At 60.3% G+C, this 20163-nt stretch carries 18 protein-coding genes and 1 pseudogene; 12 read left to right on the top strand and 7 right to left on the bottom strand.

Going from position 1 to position 20163, the window contains the following annotated elements:
- Positions 1-17: 17 nt before the first annotated feature.
- The 6 genes from CS390_RS19785 (at position 18) to CS390_RS19760 (ending at position 4170) form a co-directional block, all read left to right on the top strand.
- Positions 18-1106, top strand: a complete 1089-nt coding sequence (locus CS390_RS19785; protein WP_099775689.1) for a serine hydrolase — start codon at positions 18-20, stop codon at positions 1104-1106.
- Positions 1103-1399 carry an amidase gene (locus tag CS390_RS19780; protein ID WP_099775688.1) on the top strand — a complete coding sequence of 99 codons (297 nt, stop codon included), beginning with the start codon at positions 1103-1105 and terminating at the stop codon, positions 1397-1399. The genes CS390_RS19785 and CS390_RS19780 overlap by 4 nt, the downstream gene beginning before the upstream one ends.
- Positions 1400-1444: 45 nt before the next feature.
- A complete protein-coding gene (locus CS390_RS19775) occupies positions 1445-2026 on the top strand; it encodes a YceI family protein (RefSeq protein WP_099775687.1) in 582 nt (193 codons plus the stop codon).
- A gap of 1 nt (position 2027) precedes the next feature.
- Positions 2028-3185 (top strand): phosphatidylserine/phosphatidylglycerophosphate/cardiolipin synthase family protein, encoded by a 1158-nt coding sequence (locus CS390_RS19770; RefSeq protein WP_099775686.1) that lies wholly within the window; start codon positions 2028-2030, stop codon positions 3183-3185.
- Between the two features lie 96 nt (positions 3186-3281).
- Entirely contained in the window at positions 3282-3863 is a 582-nt protein-coding gene (locus CS390_RS19765) for a DJ-1/PfpI family protein (protein ID WP_099775685.1), read from the top strand.
- A 10-nt stretch (positions 3864-3873) separates the two neighbouring features.
- Positions 3874-4170 (top strand): ribbon-helix-helix domain-containing protein, encoded by a 297-nt coding sequence (locus tag CS390_RS19760; protein ID WP_099775684.1) that lies wholly within the window; start codon positions 3874-3876, stop codon positions 4168-4170.
- Between the two features lie 45 nt (positions 4171-4215).
- On the opposite strand, the gene CS390_RS19755 is transcribed toward CS390_RS19760, so the two are convergent.
- Positions 4216-5739, bottom strand: coding sequence for a fumarate hydratase (locus tag CS390_RS19755; protein WP_099775683.1), 1524 nt, complete (start codon positions 5737-5739; stop codon positions 4216-4218).
- 297 nt (positions 5740-6036) lie between these two features.
- Between CS390_RS19755 and CS390_RS19750 the strand changes: the two genes are divergently transcribed.
- Both CS390_RS19750 and CS390_RS19745 read left to right on the top strand, forming a co-directional pair.
- Positions 6037-7149, top strand: coding sequence for a diguanylate cyclase (locus tag CS390_RS19750; protein WP_099775682.1), 1113 nt, complete (start codon positions 6037-6039; stop codon positions 7147-7149).
- Positions 7142-8080 (top strand): iron-sulfur-binding ferredoxin reductase, encoded by a 939-nt coding sequence (locus CS390_RS19745; protein ID WP_065761049.1) that lies wholly within the window; start codon positions 7142-7144, stop codon positions 8078-8080. The genes CS390_RS19750 and CS390_RS19745 overlap by 8 nt, the downstream gene beginning before the upstream one ends.
- A gap of 27 nt (positions 8081-8107) precedes the next feature.
- Here CS390_RS19745 and CS390_RS19740 read toward each other — a convergent pair whose 3' ends face one another.
- The 3 genes from CS390_RS19740 to pyk form a co-directional block, all read right to left on the bottom strand.
- The gene (locus CS390_RS19740; RefSeq protein ID WP_099775681.1) at positions 8108-9064 is read right to left on the bottom strand and encodes a DUF6708 domain-containing protein; all 957 of its coding nucleotides are present in this window, start codon (positions 9062-9064) and stop codon (positions 8108-8110) included.
- Entirely contained in the window at positions 9061-12402 is a 3342-nt protein-coding gene (locus tag CS390_RS19730; protein WP_256587521.1) for a toxin VasX, read from the bottom strand. The genes CS390_RS19740 and CS390_RS19730 overlap by 4 nt, the downstream gene beginning before the upstream one ends.
- 214 nt (positions 12403-12616) lie before the next feature.
- Complete coding sequence (gene pyk, locus CS390_RS19725) at positions 12617-14068, bottom strand: pyruvate kinase (RefSeq protein WP_065761857.1); 1452 nt, start codon at positions 14066-14068, stop codon at positions 12617-12619.
- A 183-nt stretch (positions 14069-14251) separates the two neighbouring features.
- On the opposite strand from pyk, the gene CS390_RS19720 reads away from it, so the two are divergent.
- The 3 genes from CS390_RS19720 (at position 14252) to sbcB (ending at position 16592) form a co-directional block, all read left to right on the top strand.
- The gene (locus CS390_RS19720; protein WP_065761856.1) at positions 14252-14638 is read left to right on the top strand and encodes a tol-pal system YbgF family protein; all 387 of its coding nucleotides are present in this window, start codon (positions 14252-14254) and stop codon (positions 14636-14638) included.
- Between the two features lie 127 nt (positions 14639-14765).
- Positions 14766-15125, top strand: coding sequence for a PilZ domain-containing protein (locus tag CS390_RS19715; RefSeq protein WP_065761855.1), 360 nt, complete (start codon positions 14766-14768; stop codon positions 15123-15125).
- Positions 15126-15161: 36 nt separating this feature from the next.
- A complete protein-coding gene (gene sbcB / locus CS390_RS19710) occupies positions 15162-16592 on the top strand; it encodes an exodeoxyribonuclease I (RefSeq protein ID WP_099775680.1) in 1431 nt (476 codons plus the stop codon).
- 71 nt (positions 16593-16663) lie between these two features.
- Here sbcB and mvaT read toward each other — a convergent pair whose 3' ends face one another.
- Positions 16664-17041, bottom strand: a complete 378-nt coding sequence (mvaT, locus tag CS390_RS19705; RefSeq protein WP_065761853.1) for a histone-like nucleoid-structuring protein MvaT — start codon at positions 17039-17041, stop codon at positions 16664-16666.
- A 301-nt stretch (positions 17042-17342) separates the two neighbouring features.
- Here mvaT and purU point away from each other — a divergent pair, with 301 nt between their 5' ends.
- Positions 17343-18194, top strand: coding sequence for a formyltetrahydrofolate deformylase (gene purU, locus CS390_RS19700; protein ID WP_065761852.1), 852 nt, complete (start codon positions 17343-17345; stop codon positions 18192-18194).
- A gap of 128 nt (positions 18195-18322) precedes the next feature.
- Here purU and CS390_RS25765 read toward each other — a convergent pair whose 3' ends face one another.
- Positions 18323-19087, bottom strand: coding sequence for a methyl-accepting chemotaxis protein (locus CS390_RS25765; RefSeq protein WP_371917216.1), 765 nt, complete (start codon positions 19085-19087; stop codon positions 18323-18325).
- Between the two features lie 93 nt (positions 19088-19180).
- A pseudogene (locus CS390_RS25760) lies at positions 19181-20146 on the bottom strand (cache domain-containing protein); the annotation flags it as partial.
- Between the last annotated feature and the right edge of the window lie 17 nt (positions 20147-20163).

Genomic DNA, 20163 nt, shown 5'->3' with positions numbered 1-20163 from the left:
TGTCTTGAGGTCCGGCCATGGGCAAGGCTGTGCTGCTGATCATTGCATTGAGCGTGTTTGCGCTGGAGGGCCGTGCAGCAGAGATCTGGCCCGATTCGGACTGGGCTTCGACAAGCCCGCCGGCAGGCCCCGCGTTGCAGGCACTGGAGGCGTACGCGTTTGCGCCGCGCAGCAGTCAAGGCCGTGAGGGCGTACGCACGGATGCTTTGCTGGTCGTCCAGGACGGGCGCATCGTGTATGAGCGCTACGTGGCGCCGACGTCGGCGCAGACACGCCATTTGACCTGGTCGATCAGCAAGAGCGTGCTGGCGACGGCGCTCGGCGTTGCCTACGGCCAGGGGCGTTTCAGTCTGCAAGATCCGGTGGCGCGCTATTACGCACCGATGCAGGCTCACCCGGAGGTGCGCATTGAAGACCTGCTGCACTGGGCCAGCGGTCTTGAGTGGCAAGAGGACTATGAGTACGCGCCGCTCAACTCTTCGGTCGTGGCCATGCTCTATACCCGAGGGCGCGCGGATATGGCCGCCTACGCCGCCAGCCGTGCCCGTGCTGCCGGCCCCGGTGAGCGTTTTCTCTACTCCAGTGGCGACAGTAACCTGTTGGCGGCGGCGCTGCGTGGCATGGTCGATAGTGAGGATTATGCCTGGCAAGCCCTGTTCCAGCCGTTGGGGATCACTCAGGCAACCTGGGAACGGGATGCCAGCGGTACGTTGGTCGGCTCCTCTTACCTGTACCTGAATGCCCGCGACCTGGCCCGCATTGGTTTGCTGATGTTGCGTGATGGGCGCTGGCAGGGGCAGCCGTTGCTGCCGCCTGAATGGGTGGCGTTCAACCGCCAGCCGTTTACAGCGGCGAGCGCAGCGCCGGGCGAAGCAACACCCGGTGGTCACTGGTGGTTGAATACGCCTGTTGCAGGCAGCACCAGGCCCTGGCCGGATGCGCCCGCCGAGACGTTTGCCGCCTTGGGGCATTGGGGTCAGGCACTCTACGTGTTGCCCGCTCAGAAACTGGTGATCGTGCGCTACGCGGATGATCGCGATGTGCGCTATCAACATAACGAACTCCTCAAGCGGGCCCTCGCGGCTTTCGCGGGAGAACAACCGTGAAACGTGTGTTGCTGGCGCTGCTGATTAGCGCGTGCGCCTGGGCCGGGTGGGAGCGGGAGGCCTTGCTGGCGTTTCCTGGTGTGCTGAGTGCCTACTCTGCCAAGGAGTACTGCTCCTGCCGTTACGTGATGGCATTTTCTGCCGAGTATTGCCGTGGATATGTTCAGCAGTACCTGCCATTGAGTACGCTGCGCGATGAGCCGTCTTTGCACTTGGTCAGCGCTACAGGGTTGGGGCGTAGCAATCGTGCCGCGTGGGAAGGGCCGAGGCAGGGCTGTCGCTTGCTGCCATGAGGGTGTGCAGGTAAGGTTGGCGGCTACTGTGCCTATGGATTTCACATGTTCAAATCGTCCCGCCTTTTCTTCGCTCTGCTCGCAGCGTTGGCCTTGCCGGCCCAGGCTAATTGGTACCTGGACAACGAGTCGTCGCGGCTGTCGTTTATTACCAACAAGAATGGTGATGTCACCGAAGTCCATCGTTTTCTGGTGTTGCATGGCAAGGTCGATAGCAAAGGCGCGGCTGAGTTGCAGATCGAAATGGACTCGGTCAATAGCGGTATACCACTGCGTGATGAGCGCATGCGCAAAGACCTGTTCGAGGTCGCCCGTTTCCCCGATGCACTGATTCGTGCCCAGCTTGACCTGCGTCCGATCAATGACCTGGCCAATGGTGCTCAGTTGGAGTTGCGTTTGCCGGTGACGGTCAGCCTGCATGGCAAGGAGCATAGTTACAGTGCTCAACTGCTGGCGACTCGGCTTGATGAGCGGCGCTTTCAGGTGGTAACGCTTGAGCCGCTGATGCTGCGGGCTGAAGAGTTCGACCTGGCACCGGGCCTGGATGCCTTGCGCAAGGTCGCCGGGCTGCAGTCCATCAGCCTGTCGGTTCCGGTGGGTGCGGTGCTGATTTTCACGGCGCGCTGAGATGGCCGGGGCGGTCTTTCCCTGGCGCGGGGGTAACCAGTTCGAGTTACTGATCGACGGCCCCGAATTTTTCCCCCGGATGCTCACCGCCATCGTTCGTGCCCAGTATCAGGTAGACCTGGAGCTCTACCTGGTGGAAGCCGGTGCCTGCGCCGAGGCGATGGTGTCGGCGCTGGTTCAGGCAGCAGAGCGCGGTGTGCACGTACGCTGCCTGTTCGATGCTTACGGATCGTTGGCGTTTACGCTGAGCTTGCGCCAGCGACTGCTGGCGGCCGGTGTCGAGTTACGCTTTTACAACCGGCTGAGCTGGCGCCGTGGTGTGCGCAACCTGTACCGCGATCACCGCAAGTTGCTGCTGGTGGATCAGTCTTGGGCGGTCGTCGGCGGTACGGGTGTCACGGATCAATTCTGGACCCCAGGTGAAGAGGTCAGCGAGTGGCATGAGGTCATGGTCGAGATGCGCGGGCCGCTGCTGGCGGACTGGCAGATGCTGTTCGACCGGCAGTGGCGAGCCAACTTGCGCCGCACAGCCTGGCGCCCGCCGACTCATTTTGGTTTGCCACGGGTGCCTCGGGTACCGCCAGAGGGCAAAGGGCAGGGGCGTGTGGCCTATGCCGATGCCCGGCAGCACCGCGATATTCTGCAATCGCTGGTGCGCGCACTGAACAGTGGGCAGCGTCGGGTCTGGTTGGCGACACCTTACTTTCTGCCGACCTGGAAAGTGCGTCGTTCATTGCGTCGGGCGGCTTCACGGGGCGTCGATGTGCGCCTGCTATTGACGGGGCCGCGTACCGATCATCCGTCGGTGCGCTATGCCGGCCATCGCTATTACCCCCGGCTGTTGCGTGCCGGGGTGAAGATCTTTGAGTACCAGCCCTGCTTCCTGCATTTGAAAATGGTGCTGATTGACGATTGGGTGAGCATCGGCTCGTGCAACTTTGACCATTGGAACCTGCATTTCAACCTCGAAGCCAACCTTGAGGCGCTTGACCCGCCGCTGACCGCAGCAGTGGCCGCCAGCTTCGAGCGAGACTTCGCCCAGAGCACGGTCATTGACCTTGAGCGTTGGCACGCCCGGCCCTGGTGGAAGCGGGTTCAGCAGCGGATGTGGAGCTGGCTGGATCGTCTGGTGGTCAACCTGTTGAATCTGCGCGACTGAACGACTCTCGCTGTAGTACCAGACTATTACCCGCCGTTGGCTGGGGAGGGCTATTGTGATGGAGAACTTTTCCCCTGTGCCCAAGGAGTCAGCGAAATGGCCGCGAAGAAAATCCTGATGCTGGTCGGCGATTACGTCGAAGATTATGAAGTGATGGTGCCGTTCCAGGCATTATCGATGGTCGGCCATACCGTGCACGCCGTGTGCCCGGGCAAGGCCGCGGGGCAGACGGTACGCACGGCAATCCATGATTTCGAGGGTGACCAGACCTACAGCGAGAAGCCGGGGCACAATTTTGCCCTGAATTTCGACTTCGCCAAGGTACGTGCCGAAGACTACGACGCACTGGTGATTCCGGGTGGGCGGGCACCGGAGTACCTGCGCCTGAATGAGCAGGTGTTGCAACTGGTCAAGGCCATCGATCAGGCGGGCAAGCCGATTGCGGCCGTCTGCCACGGCGCCCAACTGCTCGCCGCTGCGGGCGTACTGGCAGGCCGCGAGTGCAGCGCATACCCGGCGTGTGCGCCGGAAGTGCGCTTGGCGGGTGGTCAGTATGTCGACATCGAAGTGACTCAGGCCCATGTTCAGGGCAACCTGGCCACGGCGCCTGCGTGGCCGGCACACCCGGCGTGGCTGGCCGGTTTCCTGGGCTTGCTCGGCACCCGGATCACACTCTGAAGGAGGCGGTATGTGCGAGCTCTACGTGAAGGCCGATCCCATCCTGTATGAGTCGCGCAGCCGCTCTTTGCGCATTCGCGGGGTCGTGACCACGGTGCGGCTTGAGAACCAGTGTTGGGATGTGTTGCAGGAGATAGCCGAGGTCGATGGAATGACCGTCAACCAGTTGATCACGAAGTTGTATGAAGAAGTGATGGCCTACCGCGGCGAGGTCGTGAATTTCGCCTCGTTCCTGCGGGTGAGCTGCATTCGTTACCTGAGCCAGCGTCAGGTAGCGCAGCCGGTGTCGTTGCGCGTCGTGGGATAAAACGCTGCGGCGATGAGACCCGGCTGGGCCTCATCGCCTTGCAGCCTACTTCACTTCTACTGCCAGGCTCTCGGCGATCTTGTGTTGCCAGATCGCTGGACCGGTGATGTGAACCGACTCACCTTTGCTGTCGACCGCAACGGTAACAGGCATGTCTTTGACCTCGAACTCGTAGATCGCTTCCATGCCCAGTTCGGCGAAGGCCAGCACCTTGGACTTCTTGATCGCCTGGGCGACCAGGTAAGCCGCGCCACCGACCGCCATCAGGTAGACAGCCTTGTTGTCCTTGATCGCCTCGATTGCAGTCGGGCCGCGCTCGGACTTGCCGATCATGCCCAACAGGCCGGTTTGCTCAAGGATCTGACGGGTGAACTTGTCCATCCGCGTCGCGGTGGTCGGGCCGGCTGGGCCAACGACTTCGTCACCAACCGGGTCGACTGGGCCTACGTAGTAGATGAAACGGCCCTTGAGGTCTACTGGCAGCGCCTCACCCTTGTTCAGCATCTCGACCATGCGCTTGTGCGCAGCGTCGCGACCGGTGAGCATCTTGCCGTTGAGCAGGATGGTTTCGCCCGGCTTCCAGCTTTGAACGTCTTCCGGGGTCAGGGTGTCGAGGTCGACACGGCGAGCCGATGGGCCGGCTTCCCAGACGATTTCCGGGTAGGCGTCCAGCGACGGCGCTTCCAGCTCTGCCGGGCCCGAGCCGTCGAGCACGAAGTGCGCGTGACGGGTTGCGGCGCAGTTCGGGATCATGCACACCGGCAGCGACGCGGCGTGGGTCGGGTAATCCATGATCTTGACGTCGAGTACAGTGGTCAGGCCGCCAAGGCCCTGGGCACCGATGCCCAGTTGGTTGACCTTCTCGAACAGTTCCAGGCGCAGTTCCTCGATACGGTTCTGCGGGCCGCGGGCTTTGAGCTCATGGATGTCGATGGACTCCATCAGTACTTCCTTGGCCATGACCGCAGCTTTCTCGGCGGTACCGCCGATGCCAATGCCGAGCATGCCAGGTGGGCACCAGCCAGCACCCATGGTCGGAACGGTCTTCAGCACCCAGTCAACGATCGAGTCGGACGGGTTGAGCATCGCCATCTTCGATTTGTTCTCGGAGCCGCCGCCCTTGGCTGCCACATCCACTTCCACGGTGTTGCCGGGAACGATGGAGTAGTGAATCACTGCCGGGGTGTTGTCCTTGGTGTTCTTGCGAGCACCAGCCGGGTCGGCCAGGATCGAAGCACGCAGGACGTTCTCCGGCAGGTTGTAGGCGCGACGGACGCCTTCGTTGATCATGTCGTCCAGGCTCATGGTGGCGCCATCCCAGCGCACGTCCATACCGACGCGCACAAATACGGTGACGATGCCGGTGTCCTGGCAAATTGGCCGGTGGCCTGTGGCGCACATGCGCGAGTTGATCAGGATCTGGGCGATGGAGTCACGGGCTGCCGGCGACTCTTCGCGCAGGTAGGCCTCGTGCATCGCCTGGATGAAGTCCACGGGGTGGTAATAGGAAATGAACTGCAGGGCGTCGGCAACGCTCTGAATCAGGTCGTCTTGCTTGATCACGGTCATGCAGCGCGCTCCTCTTAAAGACGGGAACATTCAATAAGGAGTTTCGACGCAAACGGGCTGTCGAAACGACTTTCAAGGCGCGCCGACTGGAGCTGGCGACGCAAAAAAGGCGCCGCAGTATAGCGTGCATCGGCAGTCGATACACGTTTGTGTCGTGCAACAAAGGTCGGCAGCAGACAGGCATCGATTTTGCGTGGTACGTCAGTGCAAACATGGCAATTGTTGTGTTCAGCGCCTAAAGTGGCACCTAGCCATCTTTCAACTTGTCGCCATCAATGGCAGCACGGTGAGTCATTTGTGACCGAAACAGCGCTGCAGAAGCTTCTCATCAAGCGTTTCCTCCTGGCTGTCAGCACCTACTCGCTGGTTGTGGTGCTGGCCTGGGTGGCATTTCTGTGCGGTCATTTCCTTGCGCCACCGGGGTTGTTGGTGGCAGGCAGTGGCTTGATGTTGTTGACCCAAGTGCTACTGGGCCTGGTTTTTCTCAGCGGGATCAACTTGCGCTTCAAGGACCCGAGCCTCACCGAGCTGCAAATCGTCCTGGCGTTGATCGGGTTGACCTGGTTGTTGGCCCACCTGGGGCAGGCGCGCGGAACCTTTATGGTGGTCTATCCATTGATCCTGATGTTTGGCCTGTTCCATTTGCGTGGTTGTGCATTTGTCCGCTGCGCCGCGCTGGTGTTTGGCTGCTTCCTTGTCCTTAATGGCTGGGAGGGCTTCACCGGCCGGATGGCCAACCCATCGCTTGCGTTGCTGCAAGGCAGTGCGTTGCTCGTGGTGCTGGTCTGGTTGTGCCTGTATGCCCGCTATGTACAAGCCTCGCGGCAACGCATACGCAAGCATCGCTTCGCCCTTCAAGCCCATCAGGACACCTTGCGCGGCATGATGCGTCAACTGGAGGAGTTGGTGGCCACTGACGAGCTGACCGGTCTGTTCAATCGCCGACATTTTCTGCGTCTGGCCGAGCAGGAGCTGGGTCGCATGGAGACGGGTGGCCAACATGGTCTGGCGCTGATCGACCTTGATCATTTCAAGCGTATCAACGATGTGTACGGGCATGCGGTCGGCGACCAGGTCCTTCAGGCATTTGCCCATATTGCCCGGGCGTGTTTGCGTGAAACCGACATTGTGGCGCGTTACGGCGGCGAAGAGTTTGTGTTGCTCCTGCCCCACTGCAGTGCCCAGCAACTGTCGGTGTGTTGCGAGCGCCTGCGCCGAGCCTTTGCCGAGGCTGAGCTGGCAGCAGTCGTGTTGCCAGGCTCGCATTTGAGCTTGTCGGCGGGCATGACCTTGCTCACCAAAGATGATGATCTGGACGCGGCCTTGCACCGCGCCGACCAAGCCCTCTATCGTGCCAAGCATGGCGGTCGCAATCGTTGCCTGCCGGCTTGGGAGTATGCCGATGCCTGAACTGCATGTAGGGGAGCACTGCTGGACTGTGGCGGCCGGTAGCAACTTGCTTGATGCCTTGAATGACGCCGGTATGGCCATCCCCTACAGTTGCCGGGCCGGCAGTTGCCATGCCTGCCTGGTGCGCTGCCTGGAAGGTGTGCCGACCGATACCAATCCTACTGCGCTGGCCGAGGAAAAGCGTCAGGACGGCTGGCGGTTGGCCTGCCAGTGTCGGGTGGACCAGGACCTGCGCATTGCGCGCTTTGATCCTCTTGAGGATGGTGTGCCCGCTGAAATCGTGGCACTCGACTGGCTCGCCCCTGAGGTGTTGCGCCTGCGTGTTGTGCCGCTTAAACCGTTGCGTTACCAAGCCGGCCAGCACCTGGTGTTGTGGACGGCCGCAGGTGTTGCCCGGCCCTACTCGTTGGCGAGCCTGCCGGGCGAAGAGGGCTTTCTGGAGTTTCATATCGACTGTCGTCGGCCTGGGCTGTTTTGCGATGCGGCTCGACAACTGCACGTGGGTGAAATGCTGCGTCTGGGGGAATTGCGTGGCGGGGCGCTGCACTATGACGCCGACTGGCAAGAGCGCCCGCTATGGCTGCTGGCCGCCGGCACGGGCCTGGCGCCGCTCTGGGGCATCTTGCGCGAAGCCTTGCGTCAGGGCCACCGAGGGACGATTCGGCTCTTGCACCTGGCGCCCGACCCGCGCGCGCACTACCTGGCGGCGCCGTTGCAGGCGCTGGCGCGGGAACACCCATTACTGCAGGTGGAATTGATCACCCCAGAGCAGTTACCCGCTGCGCTGGCGGCATTGCGCCCACCGTCACGGCAAACCCTGGCGTTGGTTTGTGGCGCGCCGACCAGCGTGGAGCAGTTCGCCCGTCGACTGTTCCTGGCCGGCGTGCCGCGCAATCAGGTATTGGCGGATACCTTTACCGACCACGCCTGAAGCCTCGGGTGCGTCCGAACCTGGCCGCTAGCGCGCCTGACCCGCGTGTGCCAATGCCGCCAGCTCCGCCTCGCGCTCAGCAATGGCTGTTTCCAGTTCAGGAGAGCGCTTGGCCCACTGTTCGGGCGGCAAGGGTTTTGACCATTCGCTGATTTCGGGGTAAGGCAGGTCGGGGGGAGGTATCAGCTTCTTTTCCTGAAGATAAAATGCCAGTGGCGAACCCAAGAGAAACAGAAACGCACTTTCCTTCAGTGCCGTCAGCACATCGCCTTTGAGCAACGCACGAGCAATCTCCGCCAGCAAGAACAGCAGCCAGCCAAGCAGACTGCGACCTGAGCTTTCCCCCTCGAAGTTACAGCGTGGAACGGCCTGCGGTCCGACCTCCATGTAACTGCGTATGCACTCCCACAAGGCCATCGCCGTGGTGCCGCCCCCGCAGTTGAAACCCAGGCTGAAATGCTGATTACCTTCCTGTGCATCAGGATCGGGGTTGTCAAAGCCGATGAATAACAGCCCCATTTCCATTCGCCCCCCTTGGCTGACGGTCGAATGCTGGACGGCTGCTGCAGTCACCGACTCCCACGGCACAATCCAGTACTCGCCGTCTTCGCGTGGGACGCAGACTTCGCGGCGTTGGCGGTTGAAGCGCAACGGCAACGGAACGGGACGAAACAGGCCATGAATCATGATCAGGGCGGGGATACCCGTAATGATGCCACCGCCCCATAGCGCCAGCGAGCTGACCTGCGGCGCAATGTCTCGAAAGCCATAGGCGAAGCCCAAAAACATCATGACCAAAGGCCACAGTACACCTACCCCTGATCCAATGCTGTAGCTCCCAATATCGAGAAACACCTCATTCTTGCGCCAGATGGTGTTGAGCACATCCGCTGGTTTTTCACCGGTCGGGATCGGCAGGGGCGCCAGGTAGTCACGTTGTGAGAACAGGCGTTTTTTGGTTGTACCGGCTGCCGGTCTACTCATTCTCGCCACATCGGCTGCAGGTAGCTCGAGCATTGCTGCTGGTCACTCAACAGGTAATGCCGGGCGCGGTCCAAACCGGGAGTGGGGTCGTCACGCAGGGTGATGATCCCATCGTCTTGCGTGATGGTGAAGGCCACACCCCGCTCGCCGCCAACAAAGGCGCCGTCGCCGAGCAGTGCGGTCAGTGGCGTTCGGTAGTACACGCGCAATGAAACGCTAGCGGGCGGAAAGCTGAGGCTGCTGGACATGGCGAAGTCTCCCTGCAAACGCAGGCCTTGCCCCTCCCGATGGGGGATCCAAGTGCATTGGCTTTTCTCCAGCCAGTATTTGCCTACCTCGGACCATAAGCGCGGCGGTTTGGCGGTGCTGTATGGGTTTCTCTTCAGTTGCTCATGCCAGGTATCGCGATCGATTGGGTCACCGATCATGGCCAGCGCCAGGTAGGTGCTGTGGGGTTCCGCACCCGGCAGGTCGAGGGTCAGGCGCTTGATCACCGAAATATTGCGGATACCGCTGGCATCGCCGGAATACACCGTGGTGTTGAGCACTTCAACACTGACCTTCGGCGCATACAGGATGCGGTACAACTGGGCGAGTTCCTGCTGCTGCGCCTCAGGCGAAACGGGCCCCAGGTCGCGCGCCCGTTGTTTGGACCAGCAGCAGTTGGCGAGGAAGGCCTGCAATGGCTTTTGCTGGAAAAACCAGGCGATCAGGTACAGCACGCCCAACCCGGCGATCAGGATCGTGATAGGCCCCATCCACAGCAGATAGCCCGCAATGGCGGCATCGACGGTGGTAATGCCGAAAATGGCCCGTGCGGTGTAAGTAATACCCAGTAGAGCCTGCGCGCCAAAAGCGGCAATCTGTCCGCCAACGACCGCATGGCGCATTTCCAGCCATGGATCAATGGAGTTTTGCGCGCTCTCCAGTTGTTTTTGTAACGACGCGAACTCTGCGCCAGCGGCAAGAAGTGACAGCCCACCAATAACCCCCCCGAAAAGTGTCAAAACAGGTGTTGTAAATGCCATAGGCCCTTTACCCGTGACAAACTCCTTAACCCCCAACCCCTTCCGAATCTGCATATCCACCACCGCCGTCAACGCCGCCCCGGCGTACAGCGTCGCGGAAATCGTGTCGTTGATCCGCTGATTGTCCATCCCCTCCAGCGCACTGGCTTGGCTCAGGTAGCTATTGGCATTCCAGCTGTTGAGCAGGAGCACCATCAGGGCGATCAAGCCGCCGCTGTTTTGCACCACCTTGCTGTTGAAGATGCCCGCCGGTTGCCCCAGGCCAATGGCCCGCCCGGTCGACTGGGCCCAGCGCCACAGTTCCTCGGCCGAGTCGCCAAACAGGCGCAGTACCGGTTTGCCAGCTTCGATGCCCCAGCGCGCCCCGGCCCCCGTGCCCAGTTTGATCGCCACCAGCAGGCTGTTCCAGGTCGGGCTCAGGGCCATGGCTTCCTCGCCCCTGAGCCGCAGCAAGGCCGCGCCGAGGCGTTTGACCAGGGTGTTCCATTCGCCATGGAGGGTACTGGCCCGCGCACCGATATCATCCAGGACCGCCCGGCTCAGCGGCGCCAGGGCCTTGGCCAGGGCTTCATAGGCGTTGCCGCGGTTTTCCTGGGCCAGGGCGCCGAGGATCTCGCTGTGGCGCGTGGCGCTGTTCAGCGCCGCTTCCAGGCTTGGGCTCCAGGCGAAGAACAGCTGGCGCAGCACGCCGGGGTCGGGGCTGCGCACATAGTCGGCATATTGTTCGGCGCCTTTGTCGTGCAGGCACTGGGCACTGAGGCAGGCGGTGGCCAGGCGGTCGAGCCAGGCACGGGTGCCGCTGTCGTCATAATCGACCCACCAGGTCGCACGGTGGTGACGCTTTAAATACAGCTCGCGGTCGGCATACAGCAGCGTATGGCGCTCGTTGACCTGCGCATAGTGGGCCGGTGCGGTGTGGTCGAGCCAGGTGTTCAGGGCCGGCAGGTCGATGTATTCCTCGACCCGGGCGCCCGCCCTTTTGGCCAGGTTGGTGACTTTGTCGGCACGGTACTGGCGAACCAGGGTTTCGACTTCGTTGTACAGGTCAATCGGGATGAAGGCGCGCACCGGGGCGGTGGCCTCGGCGATCTGCTCGCGCACCGCCCAGAGCATTTCATCGGCTTGCCGATGGCTGTAGGTCATCCCGCGCTGCTGGTTGATCCGCGCCTCTTCCTTGAACAACTCGTCAAGGCGCCGGTGAGCCTTGAGCAGGATGTCGCCCTGCTCGGTGCTGAACTCGATTTCCCGGCCCGGGCCGCTGTCGTTGCTCTTGTGGTAAACGTAACGCAGCCGGCCCGCCACTTCCGCGGCATCCTCGGTGATCAGGCTGCGAACAAAGCCCCCCACACTCAGGCGCAGGGTGTTGTCCTGGGTCCACTGCTCATGGCGGGTTTGCACCTGCTCCTGCTCATGGTTGATGTCGCGCAGCACGCCCAGCTCATCGTCCAGGCAGGCGAACACGCGGTACAGGGCCCGGGCCTGGGCGTGGATGGTCGCCAGCCAGTCCTTGACCTGCAGGGCGTCCCAGCGCTCGGCGCTCCATTCACCGGTGGGCGGGGTGTCGGCGCTCACTTCGGCGTACTGCTCCGCCGCCTTGGCCCGCTCCTGGTTGTGGTACATGGCATCGGTGTAGGCCTTGATACTGGCCGGTGTGGGGTCCGCGATCATCTGATCGCCGAGGATTTCGGCGTGCTGCGCGTACTCCGTGCGCTGATATTCAATGGCCAGTGCCCGCAGGTAGCTCTCAGGCAGTAGCTCGGCGAGCACCTGGTCGGCGTGTTCCCAGGGCGGGCAATGCGGCGCCTGCAGGGTGTCGGCCACCTGGCGCAAGTCCACGTGGCGCATGTGCCGGTCGCGTATCTTGCGTTCACTGAGCCGGGCACACTGTTCAGGCCCGATGGGGTGTTCGGTAAAGCTCATCCAGGCGTCGTGGTGTTTATCCAGCGCCAGGCCGACTAGGGTGCCATTGGCCACACGGCCAGGCGCGTCGTGGAGTGCCTGCTCCAGCAACAGGCCGTTGTCGGCCACCGCATAGCGCTTGAGCGGGCCTTCTTGGTGCCACAGGTAGAGGTAACCGCAACGCAGGCGGCGCGCCGCCATGGCATGGCTTTGCGGCACAACCCCAGGATCACAGCATGGGTGGCTGGCCCACTCCTCGGCCAAGGCGTAGCGCACCGGGACGACGAAGATCTCGGGCTGCGAGGCTTGGCAAAGCTCGACCGGGCTGTTGATGTCGACATGGGGATGAGCCCTGGCGTCACGCTCAGCATTGGCCAGCTGGCAGACATAGGCTTTCTTTTCGGCGCTCATTCCATGCGCTCCTTGTTGTTGGGGGCAGTGCTTGTCAGTGGGGCACTGACCGCAAAGCGCCGAACGCTAGCAAAGATGCTTTGGGATTGATGTAGGGCGATTCCGAAAGTTTTGGTGCGGGCGGCGTGGCGCAGGTGCAGAAGGGCGTGTGGAGAGCAAAAACAAAAAAGCCCCGCAGTGTGCACTGCAGGGCTTTTGAGGGGCTGGCTCGACCTTAGACGATCGGGTCGCCGACGTGCAGGATCTTCATGCCATTGGTGCCACCGATGGTGTGGTAGCTGTCACCCTTGGTCAGGATGACCCAGTCGCCTTGCTCAACCACGCCACGCTGGATCAACTCGTCAACCGCGGCCTGGCTGACTTTGTCCGCTGGCAGGGCTGCTGGGTCGAACGCCACCGGGTACACGCCACGGAACATCGAGGCACGAGCCTGGGTGGCACGGTGTGGCGAGAAGGCAAAGATCGGCACCGAGGAGCGCAGGCGCGACATGATCAGTGGGGTGTAGCCACTTTCGGTGAGGGCGATGATCGCCTTGACACCCGGGAAGTGGTTGGCCGTGTACATGGCCGCCAGGGCGATGCTTTCGTCGCAGCGCTCAAAGCGGGTGTGCAGGCGGTGGCTGGACTTCTGGCTGGTCGGGTGTTTTTCCGCGCCCAGGCAGATGCGCGCCATGGCCTGGACGGCTTCGACCGGATAGGCACCGGCAGCACTTTCTGCCGAGAGCATCACCGCGTCAGTGTTGTCCAGTACGGCGTTGGCGACGTCGGACACTTCGGCACGGGTCGGCATCGGGTTCTGGATCATCGACTCCATCATCTGGGTGGCGACGATCACGGCCTTGTTGTTGCGGCGGGCGTGCTGAATGATCTTCTTCTGGATCGCGATCAGTTCGGCGTCGCCGATTTCCACGCCCAGGTCACCCCGTGCCACCATGACCGCGTCGCTGGCGGCGATCAGGCCGTCGAGGGTTTCATCGTCGGCAACGGCTTCGGCACGTTCGATTTTTGCCACCAGCCAGGCCTTGCCGCCGGCTTCGTCACGCAGGCGACGGGCATACTGCATATCGCTGGCGTCACGCGGGAAGGACACGGCCAGGTAGTCCAGGTCCATCTCGGCAGCCAACTTGATGTCGGCTTTGTCTTTCTCGGTCAGGGCCGGGGCGGTCAGGCCACCGCCTCTGCGGTTGATGCCCTTGTGGTCAGACAGTGGGCCACCGATCAGCACGGAACAGTGCAGCGCATCCTCGGTAGCGGTTTCGACACGCATGACCACGCGGCCGTCGTCGAGCAGCAGTTCATCGCCGACGCCACAGTCCTTGACCAGGTCCGGGTAGTCGATACCGACGATGTCCTGGTTGCCCTCGGTCAGTGGGTGAGCCGTGGAGAAGGTGAAACGATCGCCGACCTTGAGTTCGATCCGCTTGTTGGCGAACTTGGCGATACGAATTTTAGGGCCTTGCAGGTCGCCGAGCAGGGCCACATGGCGGCCGAGGCGGGCGGCGATTTCACGGATCAGCTGGGCGCGAGCCTTGTGCTCTGCGGGGCTGCCATGAGAGAAGTTCAGGCGCGCGACATCCAGACCGGCGAGGATCAGTTGCTCGATAACTTCCGGTGAATTACTGGCGGGGCCGAGGGTGGCGACAATTTTGGTACGGCGGATGGTCATGCACAGACTCCTTTAGTGAAGCGCTGCGAAAGGCTACTCCTGAAAAAGCCTGTAGTCATTGTTCCTGTGTACTACCTTGCAGGCGGAGTGCAGGTCGTTTGAACCGTAGGACGTGTGTCGGGTGGCTCGTCTTCAGATTTGCGGCCAAAAGCCGATACACTGCACATCACAGGAGAATCCCCCATGCGAGCCTTGATAGTCTTAGCCTTGGCGACCAGTGTCGTCGGCTGTACCCGCTGGTCGATGGACCACCATTTGAATAATGCCTACCGTGCCTATGATCGGGGTAACTGCGAGCGGGTGATGCTCGAGCTGTCCCAGGTCGACCGTACCAGCCGAGCCCGGCCGTTCGTACAGCCGGAAGTCGCGATGCTGCGGGGGCAATGCCTGGAGCGCCAGAAGCTCTACCCGGACGCGGTACAGACTTACCAGTACATCATTCAGCGTTACCCACAGAACGAATATGCGTTCCGTGCCCGGGCACGTTTGCAGACGCTGGAACGCCTTGGCCACTACCGCGCAGGTGAGGAGGCGATTACCCGCCCGGCAGCGGTTACCTCCTGGCGCTAGTGCGAAAGTACTAGGGTTCGATTGTGACGTATGGGGTATGTTGCGCTAGTCTTGTCATAGGCAAGCGCCTCCCCATCGGCAGTACTAGCGCGACCCTGCTCAAGGGTTTCCGACAGTGGTTCGAACCATGTTTACCGAGCGCCATATCGAGCGACACCAGCTCCCTTATTTCCTCAAAGTCTTCAACCGCCTTACCGATCAGCCTATTGGTTACTTGGGTAATGTGTCGGAAGACGGCCTGATGCTGATCAGCCAGCTGCCTCTGCTGGTGGGACCGGATTTCGAGTTGCAGATCCGTTTGCCCGGCATTGACGGTGCCCAGCACCTGATCAATCTGACGGCCAGTTGCCTCTGGTGCCATGAGGACCAGACGCCAGGCCACTACGACTCTGGCTTCATGCTGCTGCACCCTCCTCGTGAGTATGATCACCTGGTGCTTGCCCTGCGCAACTACTTCAGCTTCTACCCATTGAGCGCTTCGGCTTGAGGTAGACTCGGGGGATTTTCTGATCAGGGAATTCCCGTGAGCTCCAGCATCTTCTGGCACGACTACGAAACCACCGGCATCAACCCCCGTAGCGATCGCCCGTTGCAGGTTGCCGGTGTGCGCACTGACCTTGAGCTCAACGAGATCGAGGCGCCGGTCAACCTCTACTGTCGACCCAGTGACGATATTTTGCCGCACCCAGCGGCGTGCCTGATCACTGGCATTACGCCGCAGCACTTGGCCGATCATGGCCTTGGCGAAGCTGAATTCATGACGCGCATTCATGCCGAGCTGGCGCGCCCGGGTACCTGTGGTGCGGGTTACAACACCTTGCGTTTTGACGACGAGGTCACGCGTTACAGCCTTTACCGTAACTTTTTCGACCCCTATGCCCGAGAGTGGCAAGGTGGCAATAGCCGTTGGGACCTGATCGACACGGTACGGGCCGCCTGCGCTTTACGCCCGGATGGCATCAATTGGCCTGAGCAGGACGGACGCATCAGCCTGAAGCTCGAACTGCTGACTGCCGCCAATGGTATCGATCACGGCCAGGCGCATGAGGCGTTGTCCGACGTGCGTGCCACTATTGCGATGGCAAGGTTGATCAGACAAAAACAACCGAAGCTATACGACTGGCTGTTTCAACTGCGTAGCAAGCAGAAAGTACTCGACCATATTCGATTGATGCAGCCCGTTGTACATATCTCCGGTCGCTTTTCCGCCGCGCGTAATTATCTGGGTGTGGTGTTGCCTTTAGCGTGGCACCCACGTAATCGCAATGCACTGATTGTCTGTGACCTGCACCTGGATCCCCAGCCTTTGCTGGAGGAAGAGGCCGAGGTAATACGCCAGCATTTATACACGCGCCGTGAGTCGTTAGCCGAGGGGCAGCTACCGGTACCCTTGAAGTTGATTCACATAAATCGTTGCCCGGTGATTGCACCGTTGTCGGTATTGCGCAATGAAGATCAGCAGCGCTTGGCGCTGGATATGCAGCTGTATCACGACAGGGCTGCTGAGCTGCAAGGTCATCAGGCGATTGTTCAAGATAAGTTGAAAACGGTTTATGCCTCCGAGGAATTTTCGTCCTGTGAAGACCCCGAACAGCAACTGTACGAGGGTTTTTTAGGCGAGCGTGATCGTCGCTTGTGCGAGCAGGTGCGCAGTGTTGATCCACAACAATTGGTGAGCGGGCAGTGGATGTTTGATGACGAACGCTTACCGGAGCTGTTGTTCCGTTATCGTGCCCGAAACTTTCCTGAGACCTTGAGTGCTGAAGAGCATCAACGTTGGGTCGAGTTCTGTCGACAGCGTTTGACGGACGAGGCCATGGGCGCGCCCAACACGCTGCCCGCCTTCGAACAGGCGCTGGAGGGCTGTTGGGCTCAGGCAACGGAGCAGCAGCGTGGATTGCTCGGTACGTGGCGTGAATATGTTCAGGCGCTTAAGGTGCGTTTACAGATGTAAAATATTGCGAACATAAAAAACGCCAGCATGCTGGCGTTTTTATTACAGGCATCAGTATATGCCGGTCGTGATTAACCGAGCAGCGTTGCCCAGCCTTCAACCACGTCGCCGCCCCACTTGGCTTTCCACTCTTTCAGTGTCTTGTGGTTGCCACCTTTGGTTTCGATGACTTCGCCGTTATGTGGGTTCTTGTATTGTTTGACCTTGCGCGCGCGCTTGGTACCGGTGGTTTTCACCGCGCCACGTGGTGCTTTGTTCAGTTTGGCTTCTGGGTCCAGCAGGGCAATGATGTCGCGCAGCGACTTTTGATACTCGCCCATCAGCTCGCGCAATTTGCCTTCGAACTCCAGCTCTTTCTGTAGTTTGTCGTCTTCCGACAGGTTTTTCAGACGGGCCTGCAGTTCTTTGATGGCTTCTTCTGTAGCGCGGTATTCGTTGATCAGGGACATGGGGCAATCCTTGGTGGAAAGGGAAACAGTGCCGCAATAATAGTCAGAGGTTTTCGTCAAGTAAACATTAAACTCGAAAATCACATGAACGCATTTTAATGTCTGGAATCTGTCAGGTAGAAATTTACAAACTTAAAGTGTCTTGGAACAAGTAACTTTTTGTCGCAGCTGGCGTAGCGCCAGTGGTCGAAGACCTTGCGGCCACCGTCCATCTGCCGACCCGGCAGTTGCAATCATTACTGCAGTTTTGCTGGGCAATCGTTAGAATGAGCACCTTTGCGAAGTTCTGGAGTCAATTTTCATGCGCACCTATCGGCTGGTGATTGCGTGCCCCGACCGCGTCGGCATCGTCGCCAAAGTCAGTAATTTCCTGGCGTCCTACAACGGCTGGATCAACGAAGCGAGCCACCATTCCGATGAATTGAGCGGCTGGTTCTTCATGCGTCACGAAATTCGCGCTGAAACCCTGCCGTTTGGTATCGAGGCTTTTCGCGAGGCCTTCGCGCCTATCGCAGAAGAGTTCTCCATGGTTTGGCGGATCACCGATACCGACCAGAAGAAGCGTGTGGTGTTGATGGCCAGTCGCGAGTCCCATTGCCTGGCCGACCTGCTTCACCGTTTTCACAGCAATGAACTGGATTGCGAGATTCCGTGCGTGATTTCCAACCACAACGACCTGCGCAGCATGGTTGAGTGGCACGGCATCCCGTTCTTCCATGTCCCTGTCGACCCTCAAGACAAGCAGCCTGCATTTGCCGAGGTTTCGCGCCTGGTCAAAGAGCATGCCGCCGATGTGGTCGTGCTGGCGCGCTACATGCAAATCCTGCCACCACAGTTGTGCCAGGAATATGCGCAGAAGGTGATCAATATTCACCACAGTTTCCTGCCGTCGTTCGTTGGCGCCAAGCCCTACCACCAGGCGGCAGTGCGCGGCGTGAAGCTGATCGGTGCAACCTGCCACTATGTCACTGAAGAGCTGGATGCCGGCCCGATCATTGAACAGGATGTGGTGCGCGTCAGCCATAGCGACACCATTGAAGACATGGTTCGTTTCGGCCGGGATGTCGAGAAGATGGTGCTGGCCCGTGGCCTGCGTTATCACCTGGAAGATCGCGTACTGGTGCACGGCAACAAAACCGTGGTGTTCAACTGATTCGGCGGTTTCGCGCGATTTCGGTATGAGCCATCCGTCCGCGCTTCGCGCCAGAGACTGCAGGTGTGGTCGGTTGGGTGTGCGGGGGGAGGGCAGGCAGCGACGGGCGTCGCTGCCTGCAGGTGGCGTTAAATGCGGAAGCTGCCGACCAGGTGTTTCAAGCGGGTAGCCTGTTGTTCCAGGTCTGAGCAGGCGCGCAGGGTCGATTGCAGGTTCTCGACACCTTCCTGGTTGAGCATGTTGATTTCATTGATGTCCATGTTGATCGAGTCGACAACCGCCGTCTGCTCTTCAGTGGCGGTAGCGACCGATTGGTTCATGCCGTCAATCTCGCCGATGCGCTGTGTCACGCTGCTCAGGCGCTCGCCTGCCTGGTTGGCGATCGACACGCTGTCCTGGCTGTGGCGCTGGCTCTGACTCATGGTGTCAACCGACTCACGGGCGCCAACCTGCAACTCCTCAATCATGTTCTGCACCTGTTGTGCCGACTCTTGCGTGCGGTGTGCCAGGTTGCGGACTTCATCAGCAACCACCGCAAAACCACGACCGGCCTCGCCGGCTCGCGCAGCTTCGATCGCTGCGTTGAGTGCCAGCAGGTTGGTTTGCTGCGAGATGCTGGTGATGACTTCAAGGATTTGGCCAATGTTGACCGTCTTGTTGTTGAGCGTCTCGATGTGGGCGCTGGACGTGCAGATCAGGTCAGACAGGCGATTCATGGCCTGGATATTGCGGTCGACCACCTGCTGACCTTCTTCGGCCAGGTGCCGTGCAGAACTGGCCTGTTGTGAGGCCTGCGCAGCGTTATGGGCGATTTCCTGGGCGGCGGCACCCAACTGATTGATTGCTGCGGCAACGCTGTTGGTGCGGTTGGACTGTTCGTCAGAGTTGACCATCGACGAGTTTGAGGCGCTGATTACACGCAATGCCACTTCATTGACCTGTTGGGTCGCCGAAGACACTTCGCGAATAGAGCCGTGGATGCGCTCGACGAAACGGTTGAATGCCTTGCCCAGGGTGCCGAACTCATCGTGGTTGTGAATGTTCAGGCGTTTTGTCAGGTCACCTTCACCTTCAGCAATGTCTTCCATTGCCTTGGTCATGATGTTCAAGGGTTGCAACAGCATGCGAATCAGCAGGCCTAGCAGGGCGATGATGATAACGATGGCGACCAGGGTGGCGATGATCGCCGAGGTGCGGAATTTGCTGAGCATGGCATAGGCTTTCTCCTTGTCGATGGACAGGCCGATGTACCAGTTGGCTGACGGCAGGCCTTTGACTGGCGCAAAGCTCAGTACGCGGGTGCGGCCGTTAAGCTCGACTTCGCTCATTTCCTTGGTGAGGCTTGGGGTGTTCTGCGGGAACAGGTCCGACAGTGACTTCATCACCAGGTTTTTGTCGGGGTGCACCAGGATTTTGCCCTGATCGTTCACCAGGAAGGCATAGCCCATGCCGCCAAAGTTCAGCGAATTGATGATCTCTGTCAGGCCGTCGAGGGCCAGGTCACCGCCGACCACGCCGATATTACGGGCTGCCGTGACCACCACGGAAATCACCATCTTGCCGGTGCTGGCGTCGATGTAAGGTTCGGTCAGGATCGGGCCATTGGCTGCCAGGCCATCCTTGTACCAAGGGCGAACACGTGGGTCGTAACCGTCGGGCATCTTGGTCAGCGGACGAATGGTGAAGCCACCATTGATGTCGCCCAGGTAAACCGTCAGGAAGCTTGAAACAAGCGATTGTTGGCCGAGTATCGTGCCGATGGCTTCTTGATTGGGGAAGGCGGCGATGTTCTGGGCCGCGTTTTGTACCAGCAGAATACGACCGTCAAACAGGTTCTTGATGTTGGTCGATGTGGATTCGCCCATTTCCTCAAGATAGTTTTTCAGATCATCGCGAATCGCATTACGCTGCAGGTAATCGTTGTACAAGGTAAAGAGGGCGAAGGCGATCATGACGATCAATGAAGCGG

Source organism: Pseudomonas sp. HLS-6 (assembly GCF_002753995.1).
GTDB lineage: Bacteria > Pseudomonadota > Gammaproteobacteria > Pseudomonadales > Pseudomonadaceae > Aquipseudomonas > Aquipseudomonas defluvii.
Note: the sequence above shows the minus strand (reverse complement) of the source record. Positions and strands in the feature narration are given on the sequence as shown.

Bases quoted from the DNA above. Each gene is read 5' to 3' on its own strand.
- CS390_RS19785 (WP_099775689.1), top strand. From the start codon at position 18: ATGGGCAAGGCTGTGCTGCTGATCATTGCATTGAGCGTGTTTGCGCTG.
- CS390_RS19775 (WP_099775687.1), top strand. From the start codon at position 1,445: ATGTTCAAATCGTCCCGCCTTTTCTTCGCTCTGCTCGCAGCGTTGGCC.
- CS390_RS19770 (WP_099775686.1), top strand. From the start codon at position 2,028: ATGGCCGGGGCGGTCTTTCCCTGGCGCGGGGGTAACCAGTTCGAGTTA.
- CS390_RS19765 (WP_099775685.1), top strand. From the start codon at position 3,282: ATGGCCGCGAAGAAAATCCTGATGCTGGTCGGCGATTACGTCGAAGAT.
- CS390_RS19760 (WP_099775684.1), top strand. From the start codon at position 3,874: ATGTGCGAGCTCTACGTGAAGGCCGATCCCATCCTGTATGAGTCGCGC.
- CS390_RS19755 (WP_099775683.1), bottom strand. From the start codon at position 5,739: ATGACCGTGATCAAGCAAGACGACCTGATTCAGAGCGTTGCCGACGCC.
- CS390_RS19745 (WP_065761049.1), top strand. From the start codon at position 7,142: ATGCCTGAACTGCATGTAGGGGAGCACTGCTGGACTGTGGCGGCCGGT.
- CS390_RS19740 (WP_099775681.1), bottom strand. From the start codon at position 9,064: ATGAGTAGACCGGCAGCCGGTACAACCAAAAAACGCCTGTTCTCACAA.
- CS390_RS19730 (WP_256587521.1), bottom strand. From the start codon at position 12,402: ATGAGCGCCGAAAAGAAAGCCTATGTCTGCCAGCTGGCCAATGCTGAG.
- pyk (WP_065761857.1), bottom strand. From the start codon at position 14,068: ATGACCATCCGCCGTACCAAAATTGTCGCCACCCTCGGCCCCGCCAGT.
- CS390_RS19720 (WP_065761856.1), top strand. From the start codon at position 14,252: ATGCGAGCCTTGATAGTCTTAGCCTTGGCGACCAGTGTCGTCGGCTGT.
- CS390_RS19715 (WP_065761855.1), top strand. From the start codon at position 14,766: ATGTTTACCGAGCGCCATATCGAGCGACACCAGCTCCCTTATTTCCTC.
- mvaT (WP_065761853.1), bottom strand. From the start codon at position 17,041: ATGTCCCTGATCAACGAATACCGCGCTACAGAAGAAGCCATCAAAGAA.
- purU (WP_065761852.1), top strand. From the start codon at position 17,343: ATGCGCACCTATCGGCTGGTGATTGCGTGCCCCGACCGCGTCGGCATC.
- CS390_RS25765 (WP_371917216.1), bottom strand. From the start codon at position 19,087: ATGGTCAACTCTGACGAACAGTCCAACCGCACCAACAGCGTTGCCGCA.